Annotated in this window: 5 protein-coding genes and 1 pseudogene; 4 read left to right on the top strand and 2 right to left on the bottom strand. The window is 74.9% G+C overall.

Annotated features, from left to right (window positions below; translation table 11 throughout):
- Positions 1–81: 81 nt before the first annotated feature.
- Together ACIG36_RS06460 and ACIG36_RS06455 are read left to right on the top strand one after the other, a co-directional pair.
- A pseudogene (locus tag ACIG36_RS06460) lies at positions 82–10,083 on the top strand (type I polyketide synthase); the annotation flags it as partial.
- An 81-nt stretch (positions 10,084–10,164) separates the two neighbouring features.
- Positions 10,165–10,917 (top strand): thioesterase II family protein, encoded by a 753-nt coding sequence (locus ACIG36_RS06455; RefSeq protein ID WP_399923973.1) that lies wholly within the window; start codon positions 10,165–10,167, stop codon positions 10,915–10,917.
- A 73-nt stretch (positions 10,918–10,990) separates the two neighbouring features.
- Here the strand turns inward: ACIG36_RS06455 and ACIG36_RS06450 are convergent, their stop codons facing one another.
- Both ACIG36_RS06450 and ACIG36_RS06445 read right to left on the bottom strand, forming a co-directional pair.
- A complete protein-coding gene (locus ACIG36_RS06450; RefSeq protein WP_399922904.1) occupies positions 10,991–13,162 on the bottom strand; it encodes a PIG-L family deacetylase in 2,172 nt (723 codons plus the stop codon).
- A 282-nt stretch (positions 13,163–13,444) separates the two neighbouring features.
- The gene (locus ACIG36_RS06445; RefSeq protein ID WP_399922901.1) at positions 13,445–14,014 is read right to left on the bottom strand and encodes a GNAT family N-acetyltransferase; all 570 of its coding nucleotides are present in this window, start codon (positions 14,012–14,014) and stop codon (positions 13,445–13,447) included.
- 102 nt (positions 14,015–14,116) lie between these two features.
- On the opposite strand from ACIG36_RS06445, the gene ACIG36_RS06440 reads away from it, so the two are divergent.
- Both ACIG36_RS06440 and ACIG36_RS06435 read left to right on the top strand, forming a co-directional pair.
- Positions 14,117–14,872 carry an aspartate/glutamate racemase family protein gene (locus tag ACIG36_RS06440; protein ID WP_399922898.1) on the top strand — a complete coding sequence of 252 codons (756 nt, stop codon included), beginning with the start codon at positions 14,117–14,119 and terminating at the stop codon, positions 14,870–14,872.
- A gap of 133 nt (positions 14,873–15,005) precedes the next feature.
- Positions 15,006–16,160, top strand: a complete 1,155-nt coding sequence (locus tag ACIG36_RS06435; RefSeq protein ID WP_399922895.1) for an alpha/beta hydrolase — start codon at positions 15,006–15,008, stop codon at positions 16,158–16,160.
- Position 16,161: the final 1 nt, after the last annotated feature.

Here is a 16,161-nt window from a genome sequence, read left to right as displayed (position 1 = left end):
CCGCACCACGAAACGCGCACGACCCACGAACTCCTCATGGCGGGTGAACCAGACATGCAGAACGAGCAGAACGAGCAGAAGCTGCTCGACTACCTCAAGCGTGTGACGGCCGATCTCAAGCAGACCCGGCGCCGGTTGCACGAGGTGGAGGCGAAGGACCAGGAGCCGATCGCCATCGTGGCGATGAGCTGCCGCTACCCCGGGCAGGTCGACAGCCCCGAGGCCCTGTGGCGGCTGGTCGAGGACGGCGCCGACGCCGTCTCCGGCTTTCCCGCCGACCGCGGCTGGGACCTGGACGGCCTCTACGACCCCGACCCGGGCACCCCGGGCAAGTGCTACACGCGCCACGGCGGATTCCTGCACGACGCGGGCGACTTCGACCCCGCCTTCTTCGGCATCTCCCCGCGCGAGGCCCTGGCCACCGATCCGCAGCAGCGGCTGCTGCTCGAGGTGGCCTGGGAGACCTTCGAACGGGCCGGCATCGACCCCTCCTCCGTCAAGGGCTCGCGCACCGGCGTGTTCGTCGGCCTCGCCTACCAGGGCTACGCGGGCGCCGGCGACACCCTCGAGGAACTCGAGGGCTTTCTGCTGACCGGCACCGCCCCCAGCGTCGCCTCGGGTCGGCTGTCCTACACCTTCGGGCTCGAGGGCCCGGCGCTGACCGTGGACACGGCCTGCTCGTCGTCGCTGGTGGCGCTGCACCTGGCGGTGCAGGCGCTGCGGCAGGGCGAGTGCTCGCTGGCCCTGGCCGGCGGCGCGGCCGTCATGGCGAGCACGGGCATGTTCACCGAGTTCAGCCGGCAGCGCGGCCTGGCGGTCGACGGCCGCTGCAAGTCCTTCTCCGCCGACGCCGACGGCACCGGCTGGGGCGAGGGCGTGGGCATGCTGCTCGTCGAGCGGCTCTCGGACGCCCAGCGCAACGGCCACCCGGTGCTGGCGGTGGTGCGCGGCAGCGCGGTCAACCAGGACGGCGCGTCCAACGGCCTGACCGCGCCGAACGGTCCGGCGCAGCAGCGCGTCATCCAGCAGGCGCTGGCGGGCGCGGGCCTGTCCCCGGCGGACGTCGACGCGGTGGAGGCGCACGGTACGGGCACCACGCTGGGCGACCCGATCGAGGCACAGGCGCTGCTGGCCACCTACGGGCAGGGGCGGTCGCCGGAACAGCCGCTGTGGCTGGGGTCGCTGAAGTCGAACATCGGGCACACGCAGGCCGCGGCCGGTGTGGGCGGCATCATCAAGATGGTCGAGGCGATACGGCACGGAGTGCTGCCCAGGACCCTCCACGCCGACGAGCCCTCGCCGCACGTCGACTGGTCGGCGGGCACCGTGCGGCTGCTGACCGAGCCCGTCCCCTGGCCCGAGACCGGGCACCCGCGCCGGGCGGCGGTCTCGTCGTTCGGCGTGAGCGGCACCAACGCCCACACCATCATCGAACAGGCCCCCGCTCCCGCCCCCGTGGGCGAGCGCGAGCGTGCCGGGGCGGCGGCGGTACCGGTGCCCTGGGTCGTCTCGGCCCGCAGTGCCGCCGCCCTGCGCGAGCAGGCGGAGCGACTGCTGTCGCACGTCCTGGGCATCGGTGACATCGACGCCGTCGACGTCGCCCACTCGCTGGCGACGACCCGGGCCGCACTGGAACACCGCGCGGTGGTCATCGGCAGCAACATCGCCGAACTCACCGCGGGGCTGCGGGCGGTGGCCGACGGTGAGTCCGCCGCGAACGTGGTGGACGGGGTGACCGGTAAGGAAGGCAGCACGGCCTTTCTGTTCTCGGGGCAAGGCAGCCAGCGGCCGGGCATGGGACGGGAGCTCTACGCCGCGTTCCCGGTGTTCGCCGAAGCCTTCGACGCGGTGTGCGCGGAGATCGACGCGCATCTCGAGCGGCCGTTGCGGGATGTGGTGTTCGGTGACGACGCCGATGTGCTGAACCGGACCGCGTTCACGCAGCCTGCGTTGTTCGCGGTCGAGGTGGCGTTGTTCCGGCTGGTGGAGTCGTGGGGTGTGCGGCCGGAGTTCCTGGCCGGGCATTCGATCGGTGAGCTGGCTGCGGCGTATGTGGCGGGTGTGATGTCGCTGCCGGATGCCGCCGCGCTCGTAGCGGCCCGGGGCCGGTTGATGCAGGCGCTGCCCGCGGGTGGTGTGATGGTGGCGGTGCAGGCCTCGGAGGACGAGGTCCTTCCGTTGCTGGCCGGTCACGAGGACCGGGCCGGTATCGCCGCGGTCAACGGGCCGACGTCCGTCGTGCTCTCGGGCGAGGAGGAGGCCGTCTCGCAGATCGCCGCACGCCTCGCCGAACAAGGGCGCAGGACCAAGGCCCTCAGCGTCTCCCACGCCTTCCACTCGCCGCTGATGGACCCGATGCTCGACGACTTCCGGGCCGTGGCGGAACGCGTCACCTTCTCCGCTCCCACGATCCCCGTCGTCTCCACGCTCACCGGAAAGCCGGTGTCAGCCGAGGAGCTGACCGACCCCGAGTACTGGGTGCGCCACGTCCGTCGGCCGGTCCGCTTCTCCGACGCCGTCGCGGCCCTGGCCGCCGAAGGCGTGACCGCGTTCGCCGAGATCGGCCCCGGCGGCGTCCTCACCGCCCTCGCCCAGGACCTGCTCACCGACGGCCCGGCCGCCGCCGTTCCCACCCTGCGCGCCGACCGCCCCGAGGCGCTGTCCCTCACCACCGCCCTCGCCCGGCTCCACGCCCACGGCGTCGCGGTCGACTGGCGCGCGGTCCTCGCCCCGTACGAGCCCCGGCGCGTCGACCTCCCCACCTACGCCTTCCAGCACGGGAATTACTGGCTGGCGTCCTCCACCGCCCGGCCCGCTCCCGGCGCCGGGCAGTACGCGATCACCTGGCGGGCCCTGTCCGACCCCGCCCCGGAGGCAGCAGCCACGTCCACTGACGGGCCGTGGCTGCTGCTGACGCCGCCCGCCCCCGGCGTCGCACAGGTCGGCACCTCCCTCCAGGAGGAGCTGACCAGGCGCGGCGCCCACACCATCTGCCTGACCGTCGACCCCTCCGAGGACCGGCACGCCCTGGCGGCCAGGCTGCGTGCGGCAGCCGGACGCGACGCCGACGGCGACGGGGGCGTCCCCCCGCGCGGCGTGGTCTCCTTCCTCGCCCTCGGCGGCGAACCCCCGGTCCGCGCCACGCTCACCCTGGTGCAGGCCCTCGGCGACGCGGGCGTCGACGCCCCGCTGTGGTGCCTGACCCGCGGCGCCGTCGCCACAGGCGCGTCCGATCCGCTCGTCACCCCCGCACAGGCCCAGGTCTGGGGCCTGGGCCGGGTGGCCGCGCTGGAGCACCCGGGACGCTGGGGCGGCCTCGTCGACCTCCCCGAGGCCACCGACGCTCCCGCCCTGTCCCGCGTGGCCGGCATCCTCATGGGCGGCCACGGCGACGAGGACCAGCTGGCCGTCCGCCCCACCGGCGTCCTCGCCCGCCGCCTCGCCCACGCCGACGCCTCCGCCCCTTCCGCCCCGTTCACCCCGCGCGGAACCGTCCTCATCACCGGCGGCACGGGAGCCCTCGGCGGGCACGTGGCACGCTGGCTGGCCGCGGGCGGTGCCGGACACCTCGTCCTGACGAGCCGCCGCGGGCCCGCCGCCGAGGGCGCCGACGCGCTGCGCGCCGAACTCGAGAACCTGGGCGCCCGGGTGACGATCGCCGCGTGCGACGTGTCGGACCCGGACGCGCTGGCGGGCCTGCTGGACGAGCTGCCCGAGCTCCACGCCGTCTTCCACACCGCGGGCGTCGACACCCCGGGCATGCTCTCCGACACGGGCGCCGACGACTTCGCCGCCGTCGTGGCGGCCAAGGCCGACGGCGCCACACATCTGGACCGGCTGCTGGGCGACCGTCCGCTGGACGCGTTCGTGCTCTTCTCCTCCATCGCCGGCGTCTGGGGCGCGGGCGGCCAGGCCGCCTACTCCGCGGCCAACGCCCACCTCGACGCCCTCGCCGCCGCCCGCCGCTCCCGCGGGCTCGCGGCGACCGCCGTGGCCTGGGGGCCGTGGGCCGAGGGCGGCATGGCGGGCGCCGCCGACATCGCCGACAGCCTGCGGCGCCGGGGCCTCGACCCGCTGGCCCCGGCGGCCGCGATCTCCGCGCTCGCCCAGGTACTGGGCCGCGACGAGACCGCCGTGACGGTCGCCGACGTGGCCTGGGAGCGCTTCGCGCCCACCTTCACCATCGGCCGCCCCAGCCCGCTGCTCGCCGAACTCCCCGAGGTGCGCGCCGCCTTCGAACCCGCCGCCGGGTCGAAGGGCGAGGCGGCCGACGACGCCTCCGCCGCCCTGCGCCGCACGCTCGCCGCCGTCGGCCCCGCCGAACGCGACCGCACCCTCGTCGAGCTCGTACGCACCGAGGCCGCCGCCGTCCTGGGCCACAGCGGGCCGGAGGCGGTCGAGCCCGGACGGGCGTTCCGCGAGCTGGGCTTCGACTCGCTGACGGCCGTCGAGCTGCGCGACCGGCTCACCCGGGTCACCGGCCTGTCCCTGCCCACCACCGTCGTCTTCGACTACCCCTCCGCCATCGACCTGGCCGGCCTGCTCCTCGTCGAACTCCTCGGCGCCGACGCGCCGGAGGCAGCCGTCGCCGGCACCCGCGCGGCGGCGGACGAGCCGATCGCGATCGTCGGCATGAGCTGCCGCTACCCCGGCGGCGTCACCTCGCCCGAGGAGCTGTGGCGGCTCGTCGAGGAGGGCGCCGACGCGATGACGCCCTTCCCCGGCAACCGCGGCTGGGACCTGGAGGCGCTCTACCACCCCGACCCCGACCACCCCGGCACCACCTACGCGCGGGCGGGCGGGTTCCTGCACGACCTCCCCGACTTCGACGCCGCGTTCTTCGGCATCTCCCCGCGCGAGGCGACGGCCATGGACCCGCAGCAGCGGCTGCTGCTGGAGACCTCGTGGGAGGTGTTCGAGCGCGCCGGCATCGACCCGACGAGCGTGCGGTCCACCCCGGTCGGGGTGTTCGTCGGCTCCGGCTACCAGGACTACATCCGGCGCAACCTCCAGGTCCCCGACGGCGTCGAGGGCTACCTCGGCACCGGCAACGCCGCCAGCGTCGTCTCCGGGCGCATCGCCTACACCCTCGGCCTCGAGGGCCCGGCGGTGACGGTCGACACGGCCTGCTCCTCGTCGCTGGTGGCCCTCCACATGGCGGCACAGGCGCTGCGCCAGGGCGAGTGCGAGATGGCGCTGGCCGGCGGCGTGACGGTCATGTCGAGCTCCGGCGCTTTCGTCGAGTTCAGCCGCCAGCGCGGGCTCGCCCCCGACGGGCGGTGCAAGGCGTTCTCCGCCGACGCCGACGGCACCGGCTGGGGCGAGGGCGTGGGCATGCTGCTCGTCGAGCGGCTGTCGGACGCCCGGCGCAAGGGCCACCAGGTGCTGGCGGTCGTCCGCGGCAGCGCCATCAACCAGGACGGCGCGTCCAACGGTCTGACCGCCCCCAACGGCCCCGCCCAGCAGCGCGTCATCCGCCAGGCCCTCGCCAACGCCGGACTCGCCGCCACCGACATCGACGCGGTCGAGGCCCACGGCACCGGCACCACTCTGGGCGACCCCATCGAGGCCACCGCGCTGCTGGCCACCTACGGGCAGGAGCGCCCCGAGGGCCGCCCGCTGTGGCTCGGCTCGCTGAAGTCGAACATCGGCCACACCCAGGCCGCCGCGGGCGCGGGCGGCATCATCAAGATGGTGCAGGCCCTGCGGCACGGACTGCTGCCCAGGACCCTGCACGCCGACGAGCCGACCCCGCACGTCGACTGGGCCTCGGGCGAGGTCCGGCTGCTCACCGAGCCCGTCGCGTGGGAGAGCGGGGACCGGCCCCGCCGCGCCGGTGTGTCGTCCTTCGGCATGAGCGGCACCAACGCCCACGTCATCATCGAAGAGGCCCCCCAGCCCCCGGTGGCGGCCGAAGTGCCCGCCGAGGAGCCGCTGTTCGACCAGGTGGCCGTGCCGCTGCTCGTATCGGCCCGGACCCCCGCGGCGCTCGAGGAGCAGGCGGGCCGGCTCGCGGCACTGCTGCGCGACGAGGCCGGCGCGCGGCCGCAGGACCTGGGCCACGCGCTGGCCACCGCCCGCACCGCGTTCGACGAACGGGCGGTCGTCGTGGGCGACCTGACGCCCGGCACCGGACGGGAGCGGCTGGCCGGCGCGCTCGAGGCCCTGGCCGCCGGCGGATCGCACGAGAACCTGGTCCGCGGCACCGCCGCCGGCACGCCGCGACCGGTGTTCGTCTTCCCCGGGCAGGGCTCGCAGTGGGCCGGTATGGCCGTGGAACTGCTGGACTCCTCGCCGGTCTTCCGGCGGTGGCTGACCGCCTGCGGCGAGGCGCTGTCCCGGTACGTGGACTGGTCGTTGGAGGACGTGCTGCGCGGCGCCCCGGGCGCGCCCGACCTGCAGCGGGTCGACGTGGTCCAGCCGGCGCTGTGGGCGGTCATGGTGTCGCTGGCCGAGCTGTGGCGGGCGTGCGGAGTGCGTCCGGCGGCCGTGGTCGGCCACTCGCAGGGCGAGATCGCGGCCGCCTGCGTCGCGGGCGCCCTGTCCCTCGAGGACGCGGCCCGCGTCGTGGCCCGGCGCAGTGGCCTGCTGCCCCGGCTCTCGGGCCTGGGCGGCATGGTCTCCCTGCCGGAGCCCGAGGAGGCCGCCGCCCGCCGCCTGGAGCGGTGGGACGGGCGGCTGAGCGTGGCCGCCGTCAACGGGCCCCGCGGCGTGGTCGTCTCGGGCGACCTCGACGCGCTGGAGGAACTGCTCGCCGAGTGCGAGGCGCAGGGCGTGAACGCCAAGCGGATCAAGGTGGACTACTCCTCCCACTGCGCCCAGGTCGAGCGGGTCCGGGACGAGCTCGCCGACAGGCTGGGTGCCCTCGCGCCCGTCGCGCCGGAGATCCCGTTCTACTCCACGGTGACCGGCGGCCCGGCGGACGTGCCGCTGGACGCGGCGTACTGGTACCGCAATCTGCGGCAGACCGTGCGCTTCGAGCAGGCGACCCGGCGGTTGCTGGCCGACGGCCACCGGGTCTTCGTCGAGATGAGCCCGCACCCCGTGCTGGTCTACGGCCTGCAGGACACCCTCGACGCCGTCCTCGAGGACACCCCCGGCACCCCCGGGGCCGTCGTGCCGACGCTGCGGCGCGGCGACGGCGGCACCCGCCGGTTCCTCACCTCGCTGGGCGAGGCCCACGCGCACGGCGTCCCCGTCGACTGGCGGGCGGTGTCCGCCGGCTGGGACGTCCGGCCGGCGGACGTGCCGACCTATCCCTTCCAGCGGCAGCGCTACTGGCTGGACGCCCCGGAATCGGAAGCTCCGGCCGCCGTGCCGTCCGTCGTGGACGCCGGGTTCTGGGAGGCGGTCGAGCGCGAGGACCTGCCGGCGCTGGCCGAGGACCTGCGCGTGGACGAGGACGTCACCCTGCGCTCGGCGCTTCCCGCGCTGTCCGCCTGGCACCGGCGCCGCCGGGAGGAGTCGGCGGCGGACGGCCGGCGCTACCGGATCACATGGAAGCCCCTGCCCGAGGACGGGCGGCCCGCGCTGTCCGGCACCTGGCTGGCGGTGGTCCCGGCGGAGCGGGCCGGTGACCCGGCCGCCGAGCTCGCGCTCAACTCCCTGGCCGCGCACGGCGCACACGTCGTGCGGCTCGTGACCGACGGGTCGAAGGACCGGGCCGCGCTCACCGCCCTGGTGCGCCAGGCGTGCGACGCCCCGGCCGGTGTGCTGTCCCTGCTCGCGCTGGACGACCGCCCGCACCCGGAGCACCCCGCCCTGGCACGCGGGCTCGCCCAGACGCTGCTGCTGGTCCAGGCGCTCGGCGACGCGGGCGTGGACGCGCCGCTGTGGTGCGTCACCCGGGGCGCGGTGTCCACCGGCGTCGCCGGTGACCGGACGGTCGCCCTCGGCCAGGCACCGGTGTGGGCGCTGGGACGCGTGGCGGCCCTGGAGCACCCGGGACGCTGGGGCGGGCTCGTCGACCTGCCCGAGGGCGTCGAGGCCACGGACGGGCGCGCCGCGCGGCGGCTGGCTGCCGTGCTCGGCGGCGCGCCGGGAGAGGACCAGGTCGCGGTGCGTGCGGCGGGTACGTACGCCCGGCGCATGGTGCGGGCCTCGGGCGGGACCGCCGACGGGCGGCCGTGGCGGCCGCGCGGCACCGTCCTGGTCACCGGCGGCACCGGCCACATCGGCGGGCACGTCGCCCGCTGGCTGGCGGGCGGCGGCGCCGAGCACGTGGTGCTGGCCGGGCGCCGCGGCCCGGACGCCGAGGGCGCGGCGGAACTGCGGGACGAACTGCGGGCGCTGGGCGCGCAGGTGACGGTCGCCGCGTGCGACCTGGCCGACCGCGACGCGGTCGCCGCGCTCCTGGCCTCCCTCCGCGACCGGCCGCCGCTGACCGCCGTGGTGCACGCCGCCGGGATCGGCACCCCCGCCATGATCGACGACACCACCGTCGAGGAGTTCGCGGCCGTGCTGGGCGCCAAGGCCACCGGCGCCGCGCACCTGGACGAACTGCTCGGTGACCACCCCCTGGACGCCTTCGTGCTCTTCTCCTCCGGGGCCGCGGCCTGGGGCAGCGGAGCACAGTCCGCCTACGCGGCCGCGAACGCCTTCGCCGACGCGCTGGCCGAACACCGCAGGGCCCGTGGACTGACCGCCACCGCCATCGCCTGGGGCGCCTGGGGCGGTGGCGGCATGGTCGACTCCGCCGCCGGGGAACGCCTGCGGCTGCGCGGGCTCGACCCCATGGACCCCGAGGCCGCCGTGCTCGCCATGCGGCGCGCGGTCGAGCGCGACGAGACCACGGCGGTCGTCGCCGACGTGGACTGGGCGCGCTTCGTGCCCGGCTTCACCATGGCCCGCCCCAGCCCGCTGCTCGGCGACCTGCCCGAGGTGGCCCGCCTCACCGCCGCCGACACCGAGGAGCCGGCCGCAGGCGGCGAACCGCCGCTGGTGCGACGGCTGTCCGCGTTGCCGCCCGCCGAACACACCGCCGCGGTCGTGGAGTTCGTGCGGGCCGAGGCGGCCGCCGTTCTCGGCCACCCGGACAAGGGCGCGGTGGGTGAGCGGCACGTCTTCCTCGAGCTGGGCTTCGACTCGCTGACCGCCGTCCAGCTCGGCAAGCGCATCGGCCGGGCCACCGGCCTGAAGCTGCCGAGCACCCTGGTCTTCGACCACGCGACCCCGGCGGCCGTGGCCGCGTACCTGCTCCCGTTGCTGGACGGGCGGCCGCGGGCCGGGCAGCCGGCCGCGGCCCCGGCGGCGGAGGACGACATCATCGTCACGCTCTACCGGCGGGCCGCCGGACTCGGCAGGCTCAGCGAGGCAATCGACATGGTCCGCAGCGCCGCTCGGCTGCGGCCGGTCTTCGGCGCGGCGGACGCCGCGGCGCACCTGCCCACGCCGGTGCGGCTCGCCCATGGCGACGAGGGCCCGCACCTGGTCTGCTTCGGCCCCTACATGGCGCCGTCCGGCGTGCACCAGTACGCCAGGTTCGCGGCCGCGTTCGGGGGGCGGCGCAGCATCTGGGCCCTGCCCGAGCCGGGCTTCGCGCCGGGCGAGTCGCTGCCGCAGGACGTGGACGCCCTGCTCGAGGTGCACGTCGCCGCCATCGAGCGCAGCGTGGGCGAGGAGCCGGTGGTGCTCGTCGGCTACTCCTCCGGCGGCTGGGTCGCCCACGCGGTGGCCTGCCGGCTGGAGCGGCTGGGCCGGCCGGTCCGGGGCGTGGTGATGCTGGACAGCTTCACTCGCAGGGAGGGCATGGGCGACCGTTTCCAGTCGGCGGTGGCGCAGGAGCAGTCCGAGCGCTTCGACTTCGTCTCCTCGCCGGGCACCCAGCTGACCGCCATGGGCGGCTACCTCTCCGTCTTCGAGGACTGGCAGGCGCCAAGGGCCGCCGCGCCGACGCTCGTGGTCAGGGCGGGGGAGTGGATGGCCGGCGGCACGGCGAGCCCGGACGACCGCCCGGCCGCGCCCGAGCATGCCGATACGGTGACCGAAGTGCCCGGTGACCACTACACGCTGATGGAGCGTTACGCGGACTCGACCGCGGCGGCCGTCGACGAGTGGGTGACGAAGCTGGGCACCGCGTCCTGAAGGGACGGAGACCGTGTTGGCAAGCGTGTTGGCAAGTTTTGTGCCGGCAAGACTGTGTTGGGAAGGAACGACCCCATCGTGATCGACAACCCCTCCGGTGACGACAACGGCCTGTGGATCCGCAGGTTCCACCCGCGCCCGGACAGCGAGGTGCGGCTGGTGTGCCTGCCGCACGCCGGCGGCGCCGCGAGCTACTTCTTCCCGGTGTCCAAGGCGATGCCGGCGTTCGCCGACGTCCTGTGCGTGCAGTACCCCGGCCGCCAGGACCGCCGCACCGAACCGCTCATCGACAACATCCCCGACCTCGCCGACCGGGTGTTCGCCGCGCTCCTGCCCTGGGCGGACAAGCCGCTGGCGTTCCTGGGCCACAGCATGGGCGCCTCGGTCGCCTTCGAGGTGGCCCGCCGGTTCGAGCGGGAGAAGGGCGTGGTCGCGGCCGGCCTGTTCGCCTCCGGCCGCCGGGCGCCCTCCGCCCACCGCGACGAGAGGATGCACCTGCTCGACGACCGCGGCCTGGTGGCCGAGGTCGACAGCCTCAGCGGCACCGTCTCCGGCCTCCTCGACGACGAGGAGGTGCTGCGGATGGTCCTGCCGGCCATCCGCTCGGACTACCGGGCCGCCGAGACCTACGTCTACGAGCCGGGCGAGTCGCTGCGCTGCCCGGTGCTCGCGCTGATCGGCGACAACGACCCGAAGGTGACGGAGGAGGAGGCGCGGGCCTGGGCCCGGCACACCGAGGGCTCCTTCGAGCTGAAGGTCTTCCCCGGCGGCCACTTCTTCCTGGCCGACCACCAGCAAGCGGTGATCGGGGAGATAGCCGCCTGGCTGCGGTAGGCACGACGACGACGGCCGCTCTCCCGTCCGGCTCCGGCCGGACGGGAGAGCGGCCGTCGTGCTGTGTCGCCGGCTACGACTCCTGGAGGTCGCTCTGGACCTTGCCCTCGTGCGAGACCCAGTCGCCGAAGGCCGCCTTGCCGGCCCCCTTGCCGCGGGTGCTGCTGAGTCGCCCGTCCATGCCGAGCACGACCGCGACGTTGCGGCCCTGGGAGTCCTGGACGACGCCGGCGGTGCCGCGGTGCGGCACGCCCTGCTCCTGCCAGGGCCCCGGGCGCCCGGAGCCCGCGGACATCCGCACCCGGCCCTTGGCGTCCCGGGCGGCGAGCACGGTGTCGTTGCCCGCCTGGGCGAGCGCCACCCGGCCGTAGCCGCCGATCGGCTCGCACTGCGCGGTCACCCGCCAGCCACCGTTGTCCGCCTGCCGGTCGGCGATCATCACGCGGGACGTGGCGGGCTGGCGCATCGCCAGGCGCAGGCCGCCGCCGGAGAGCGGGGCCAGGGACAGCGGGCCGGTGGTGGCCGGCAGCCGCGTCGGCCCGGTCATGGTCAGGGGCCCGCCGGAGCCGTCGGTCATCCAGTGGTGGACGGTCTTGACGTCGGCGGCCACCACATGGACGCGGCCCTTGGCATCGAGGACGGCGTCGAGGCCGTCCTCGATCTTCAGCGGCCGGTCCGTGGAGGTGGTCAGCTGCTCCCACTCGGAGAAGCCCCGGCCGCCGGCGGCCGAGCAGGAGCTGACGCCGCCGGCCCAGTTCTTGACGAAGACGTGGACCGTGCCGTCCTTGTCGGCCACCGCGACGGGGTAGCCGACCTCGATCGAGCGCATGGGGTCCTCCTCCGGCGAGCGCAGGGACTCCCAGGGGCCGAACGCCGGAGTGCCGCCGTTGGATATCCGGCCGGTCTGCAGGGCGGTGACGATCTCGCGCCGGTGCGGCTGGTCCGCCGTGGGCAGCACGGTCCGCACGGAGAACAGCTGCAGCGTGCCGTCGGCGTGGCGCAGCGCCTGCACCTGGCCCTCCAGCATCCCGCCGCCCACCGCGGCCGGCTTGGACCAGATGCCGCTGCCGGCCCGGGTCTCGGTCCAGCAGTGCGCCTGCCCGTCCAGCAGCGCGAAGGCGGCGAGCCGGCCGTCGGGCAGCGGCTGCACCCAGCGCTGGGTGCCGGTGGCCCGGTGGCGGAGGTTGTTGGACCAGCGGGTGTCCTTCGACCGGTTGCCGACCTTGCGGTCGCCGCAGCCGGCCGGGTCGCCGCAGTCCTTGCCGTCCGCCCAGCCGTAGATGTCGAGGATCTTGACCTTGTGGCGGGTGGTGGCCGCGTCCAGGCTGTTGGGGAGGGTGGAGACCTCGTAGCCGACGTAGCTGTCGACGGCCGTGGGACGGGAGTGCTTGCGCCCCCAGTACTGGGCCAGGGCGGCCTGCGCGAAGTAGGCGGAGCTGGTGTGGTCCTGGTGGTCGTACTTGGCTATGCCCTTCAGGACGGGCGGGGTGTTGGGGTAGTGCGGTTCCTTGGGCAGGTGCGTGGGGTTGGGGTCCAGGGTCCGCACGACGGTCGGCTGGTAGCGCTCCAGGACGGCCGTCAGGGAGTCGATCACCTGCTGGCGGGTGTAGTGGTAGGTGCGCCGGACCGGGCTCGCGACCGGCAGCAGCGTGGTGAGCTTGGGGGTGGCCCCGAGCCACAGGCCGCGCAGGCTCTCCTGGCGGGGGGCCTTGATGAACCGGGCCTCGATCAGCTCCATGAAGATCAGCTGGACCTGGGGGGCCGCCTTGAGGGTCTGCAGCTCCACCTGGAAGCCGGGCAGGAGCGACAGCGACTCCACGGTCCACGGGCTGAGCCAGTCGCCGGTGGCCATCTGGGCGGTCGCCTCGCGCAGGCCGTTCATCCGGGCCCGGACGAACTCGGCGCGCTTCTCCGGCAGTTTGGCGTAGCCGGGGCTGCGGGCGAGCGCGTTGCGGCCGTCGGACTCGCCGCCCGTCATGCAGACGGTGACGGTCGGCGCGCCGCTGCGTATGGACTGCTCGAGCTCGGGGTTCATGAAGTACAGGGAGTCGTCGGCGTGCGCCATGATGTGCACGAACGACTCGTTGGTGACGGCCTTCGCGGGGCGCGCGGGGAACTCCCCGGGCCGGCGGCCCTTCGCGGAGTCGGGAGCCAGCCACTGCCAGGCACCCACCGCGCCCGTTCCGACGACCAGGCCTCCACCCGCGACCTGGAGGACGCGACGACGCGGTATTCGCCCTGGCACAGGGGCTCTCCTTATCTCCTGCGCCAAGTGAGCGCGGTAGTGAGCGGAAAGCGGGCGATTGGAACTAATCGCCCGCTGATCATGAGTTCGATCCTATGATCCGCAACCCCCTGTTTCCCTGCTGTTGTGTAACAGCCATGCCACGGCGAGCCATAGATTCCGATGCGATTGGGAAACGCGGAACGCGCCCGCCGAAGCGGTCACCGACCGTCCCCGGACGACTGCGCGACGTGCCGGAAAAGCCGCCTTCCGGCCCCTCGGCCGGCCTGGCCGCGGCCCGCCTCAGGTGGCCGGGCCCCGGTCGTTGAGGATCTTGTGGAAGAGGACGTGGTCGCGCCACGCCCCGTTGATGTGCAGGTAGTTCCGCGCGGTGCCGATCAGCTCGAAGCCGCACTTGACCAGCACCCGCCGGGAAGCGGCGTTGGCCACGACGGTGCCCGCCTCGATGCGGTGCAGCCGCAGCCGCTCCCCGGCGTCCCGGCACGCCGCCGTCACGGCCGCGGTGGCCAGGCCCCGGCCCGCGTGGTCGGCCGCCACCCAGTAGCCGAGATTGGTGCTGCGCCAGGCGCCGTGGACGATGTTGGCGAGGTTCACCACCCCGACGATCTCGCCCCGGCCGCCGTCCCCGGCCAGCACCCAGGGCATCATCCGCCCCTCCGCCCGCAGCGCGGTCAGGTCCGCCAGGCGGGCCGCCTGGCCCTCCTCGGTGAAGAACGCCTCGGCACGTTCGGGTTCCCACGGCCGCAGGTGCTCGCGGTTGCGCCGGTAGGCACGGGCGAGGGCCGCCGCGTCGTGCGGGGTCACCGGGCGCAGCAGGATGTCCGGTGTGATGGCATGGGAGTCCTTGATCATGTGCCTACCGTAGGGCGGTCAGGGCCTGTCGCGGTGGCGCGGATTTCCCGCGAAGATGTGGCGAAGGTCCACGTGCCCCCGGCCGGGCCGGGAAGCGAGGGGATGGACGCCGCACCCGTGGGAGCCCATGTGAAGCACCTCGGAATTCTCGCGCACAGCGCCGAAGGCGCCGCCCTGTGCTTCCGGACCTTCTGCCAGGAAGGATTCGCGCGACTGGGACCTCATGACCACCCCGACGTCACCATGGACCTCATCGCCATGGCGCGCTCCATGCCCGCCTGGGACGAGGGCGACCACGCCACCGTCCGCCGGACGCTGGCACTGAGCGCGCACCGGCTCGCCCGCGCCGGGGCGGACTTCTTCGTCTGCCCGGACAACACCGCGCACATGGCACTGGAACTGCCCGGCGCCGACCTGCCCCTGCCGGGCCTGCACATCGCCGGCGTCGTCGCCGACCGGGCCGAGCACGAGGGATACCGGCGCGTCGGCCTGCTCGGCACCCGGTACCTCATGGACGGGCCCCTCTACCCCCGGACGTTCGCCTCCCGCGGCATCACGGCCGAACTGCCGGACGCCGACGACCGCCGCACCGTCGACCGCGTCATCTTCGGCGAACTCGTCAACGGCCGGTTCACCGACGCCGCACGGGCACACTGCACACGCGTCATCGAGCGGCTGGCGCGGCGCGGCTGCGACGCGGTCGCCCTCGTCTGCACCGAGCTCCCGCTCCTGGTGACACCCGGCGACTCCCCGCTGCCCACCCTGGACTCCACCCGCCTGCTCGCCCGCGCCGCCTTCGACGTCGCCGTGGGCCGCAGAGCCCTGCCGTCCTGGCGCGGAGGCCCGATACGGACCTGACGGCACACCCCGGGCCCACCCCACCCCTGTCATACCCCGGTATCACCCACCGGTTGGCTCCATGGGGTGACGCCGCGTCATCCACCTCCTTTCTACGTTCCCCCTCGTCACCGCACACGAGGGAGATGCACTCATGCGCCGCTTCAAGCGCACTCTGGTCGCCGCCGCCGTCACGACGACCGTCATGGCCGGCACGGCGGGCTGGGCCGTCGGCGGCGAGCAGACCGCGGTGACCGGCCCGCCGGCCGGCACCGCCGCCTGGCGCGCCGACCACAGCCTGCACCGCACCCTCCCCGACCCCGCCACCGCCGCTCCCCGTGAGATCGCCCGCTTCTTCGCCGGCGTCCCCGCCGACGAGCAGCGCGAACTGGCTGCCCGCCACCCGCTCGTCGTCGGCAACCTCGACGGGGCGCCGGTGACCCTGCGCTACGAGGCCAACCGCCGCGCCATCACCGCCGAACGCGACCGCGAACGCGCTCGCGCCGCCGACACCTCCAGCACCGCCCCCGAGCGGCGGCGCGCCGCCGACCTCGCCGACCGCTACACGCGGCTCCTCGAGCCGGGACGACAGATCCTCGCCTTCGACCCCCGCGGACGCGGCCAGATCGCCGAGGTCTACGGCGACTTGGCCACCGCCCACCGCACGGCCGTCGTCGTCCCCGGCTCCGACATCGACCTCGCCTCCTTCGACCGCACCCACGACCAGTACGGCGCCCCCGCCGGAATGGCCCGCTCCCTGAAGGCCGAACTCGCCCGGCAGGCCCCCGGCACCCCCACCGCCGTGATCGCCTGGGCCGGCTACACCACCCCGGTCGGCATCGGCCTCGACGCCGCCACCGGCCGCCTCGCGGAAGCGGGCGCCCCGCGCCTGGAACGCCTCCTCGCCGGCCTGGCCGCCCCCGGCACCGCCGCCGCGCCGCCGGCCGTCTTCTGCCACAGCTACGGCTCGGTCGTCTGCGGCCTGGCCGCACCCGCCATCGACGGCACCGAGGCCGCCGACCTCGTCGTCCTCGGCAGCCCCGGCGTGCGCGCCGACTCCGCCGCCGCCCTGCGCACCGGGGCCCGCGTCTGGGCGACCCACCGCAACAGCGCCGACTGGATCGGCCGCATCCCGAACGTCCGCGTCCTCGGCCTGGGCCACGGCGCCGACCCGACGTCGGCGTCCTTCGGCGCCCGCCCGATACCCTCCGACGGCGCGCACGGCCACAGCGCCTACTTCGCCCCGGGCACCCGCTCACTGACCCATTTCGCGCAGATCACCCTCGGCCGGTACACGGCCGTCCACTAGG

Source organism: Streptomyces sp. NPDC053048 (assembly GCF_044547045.1).
In the GTDB taxonomy this organism is placed as follows: domain Bacteria; phylum Actinomycetota; class Actinomycetes; order Streptomycetales; family Streptomycetaceae; genus Streptomyces.
The sequence above is the reverse complement of the archived record's forward strand: the minus strand, read 5'-3'. Positions and strand labels throughout refer to the sequence as shown.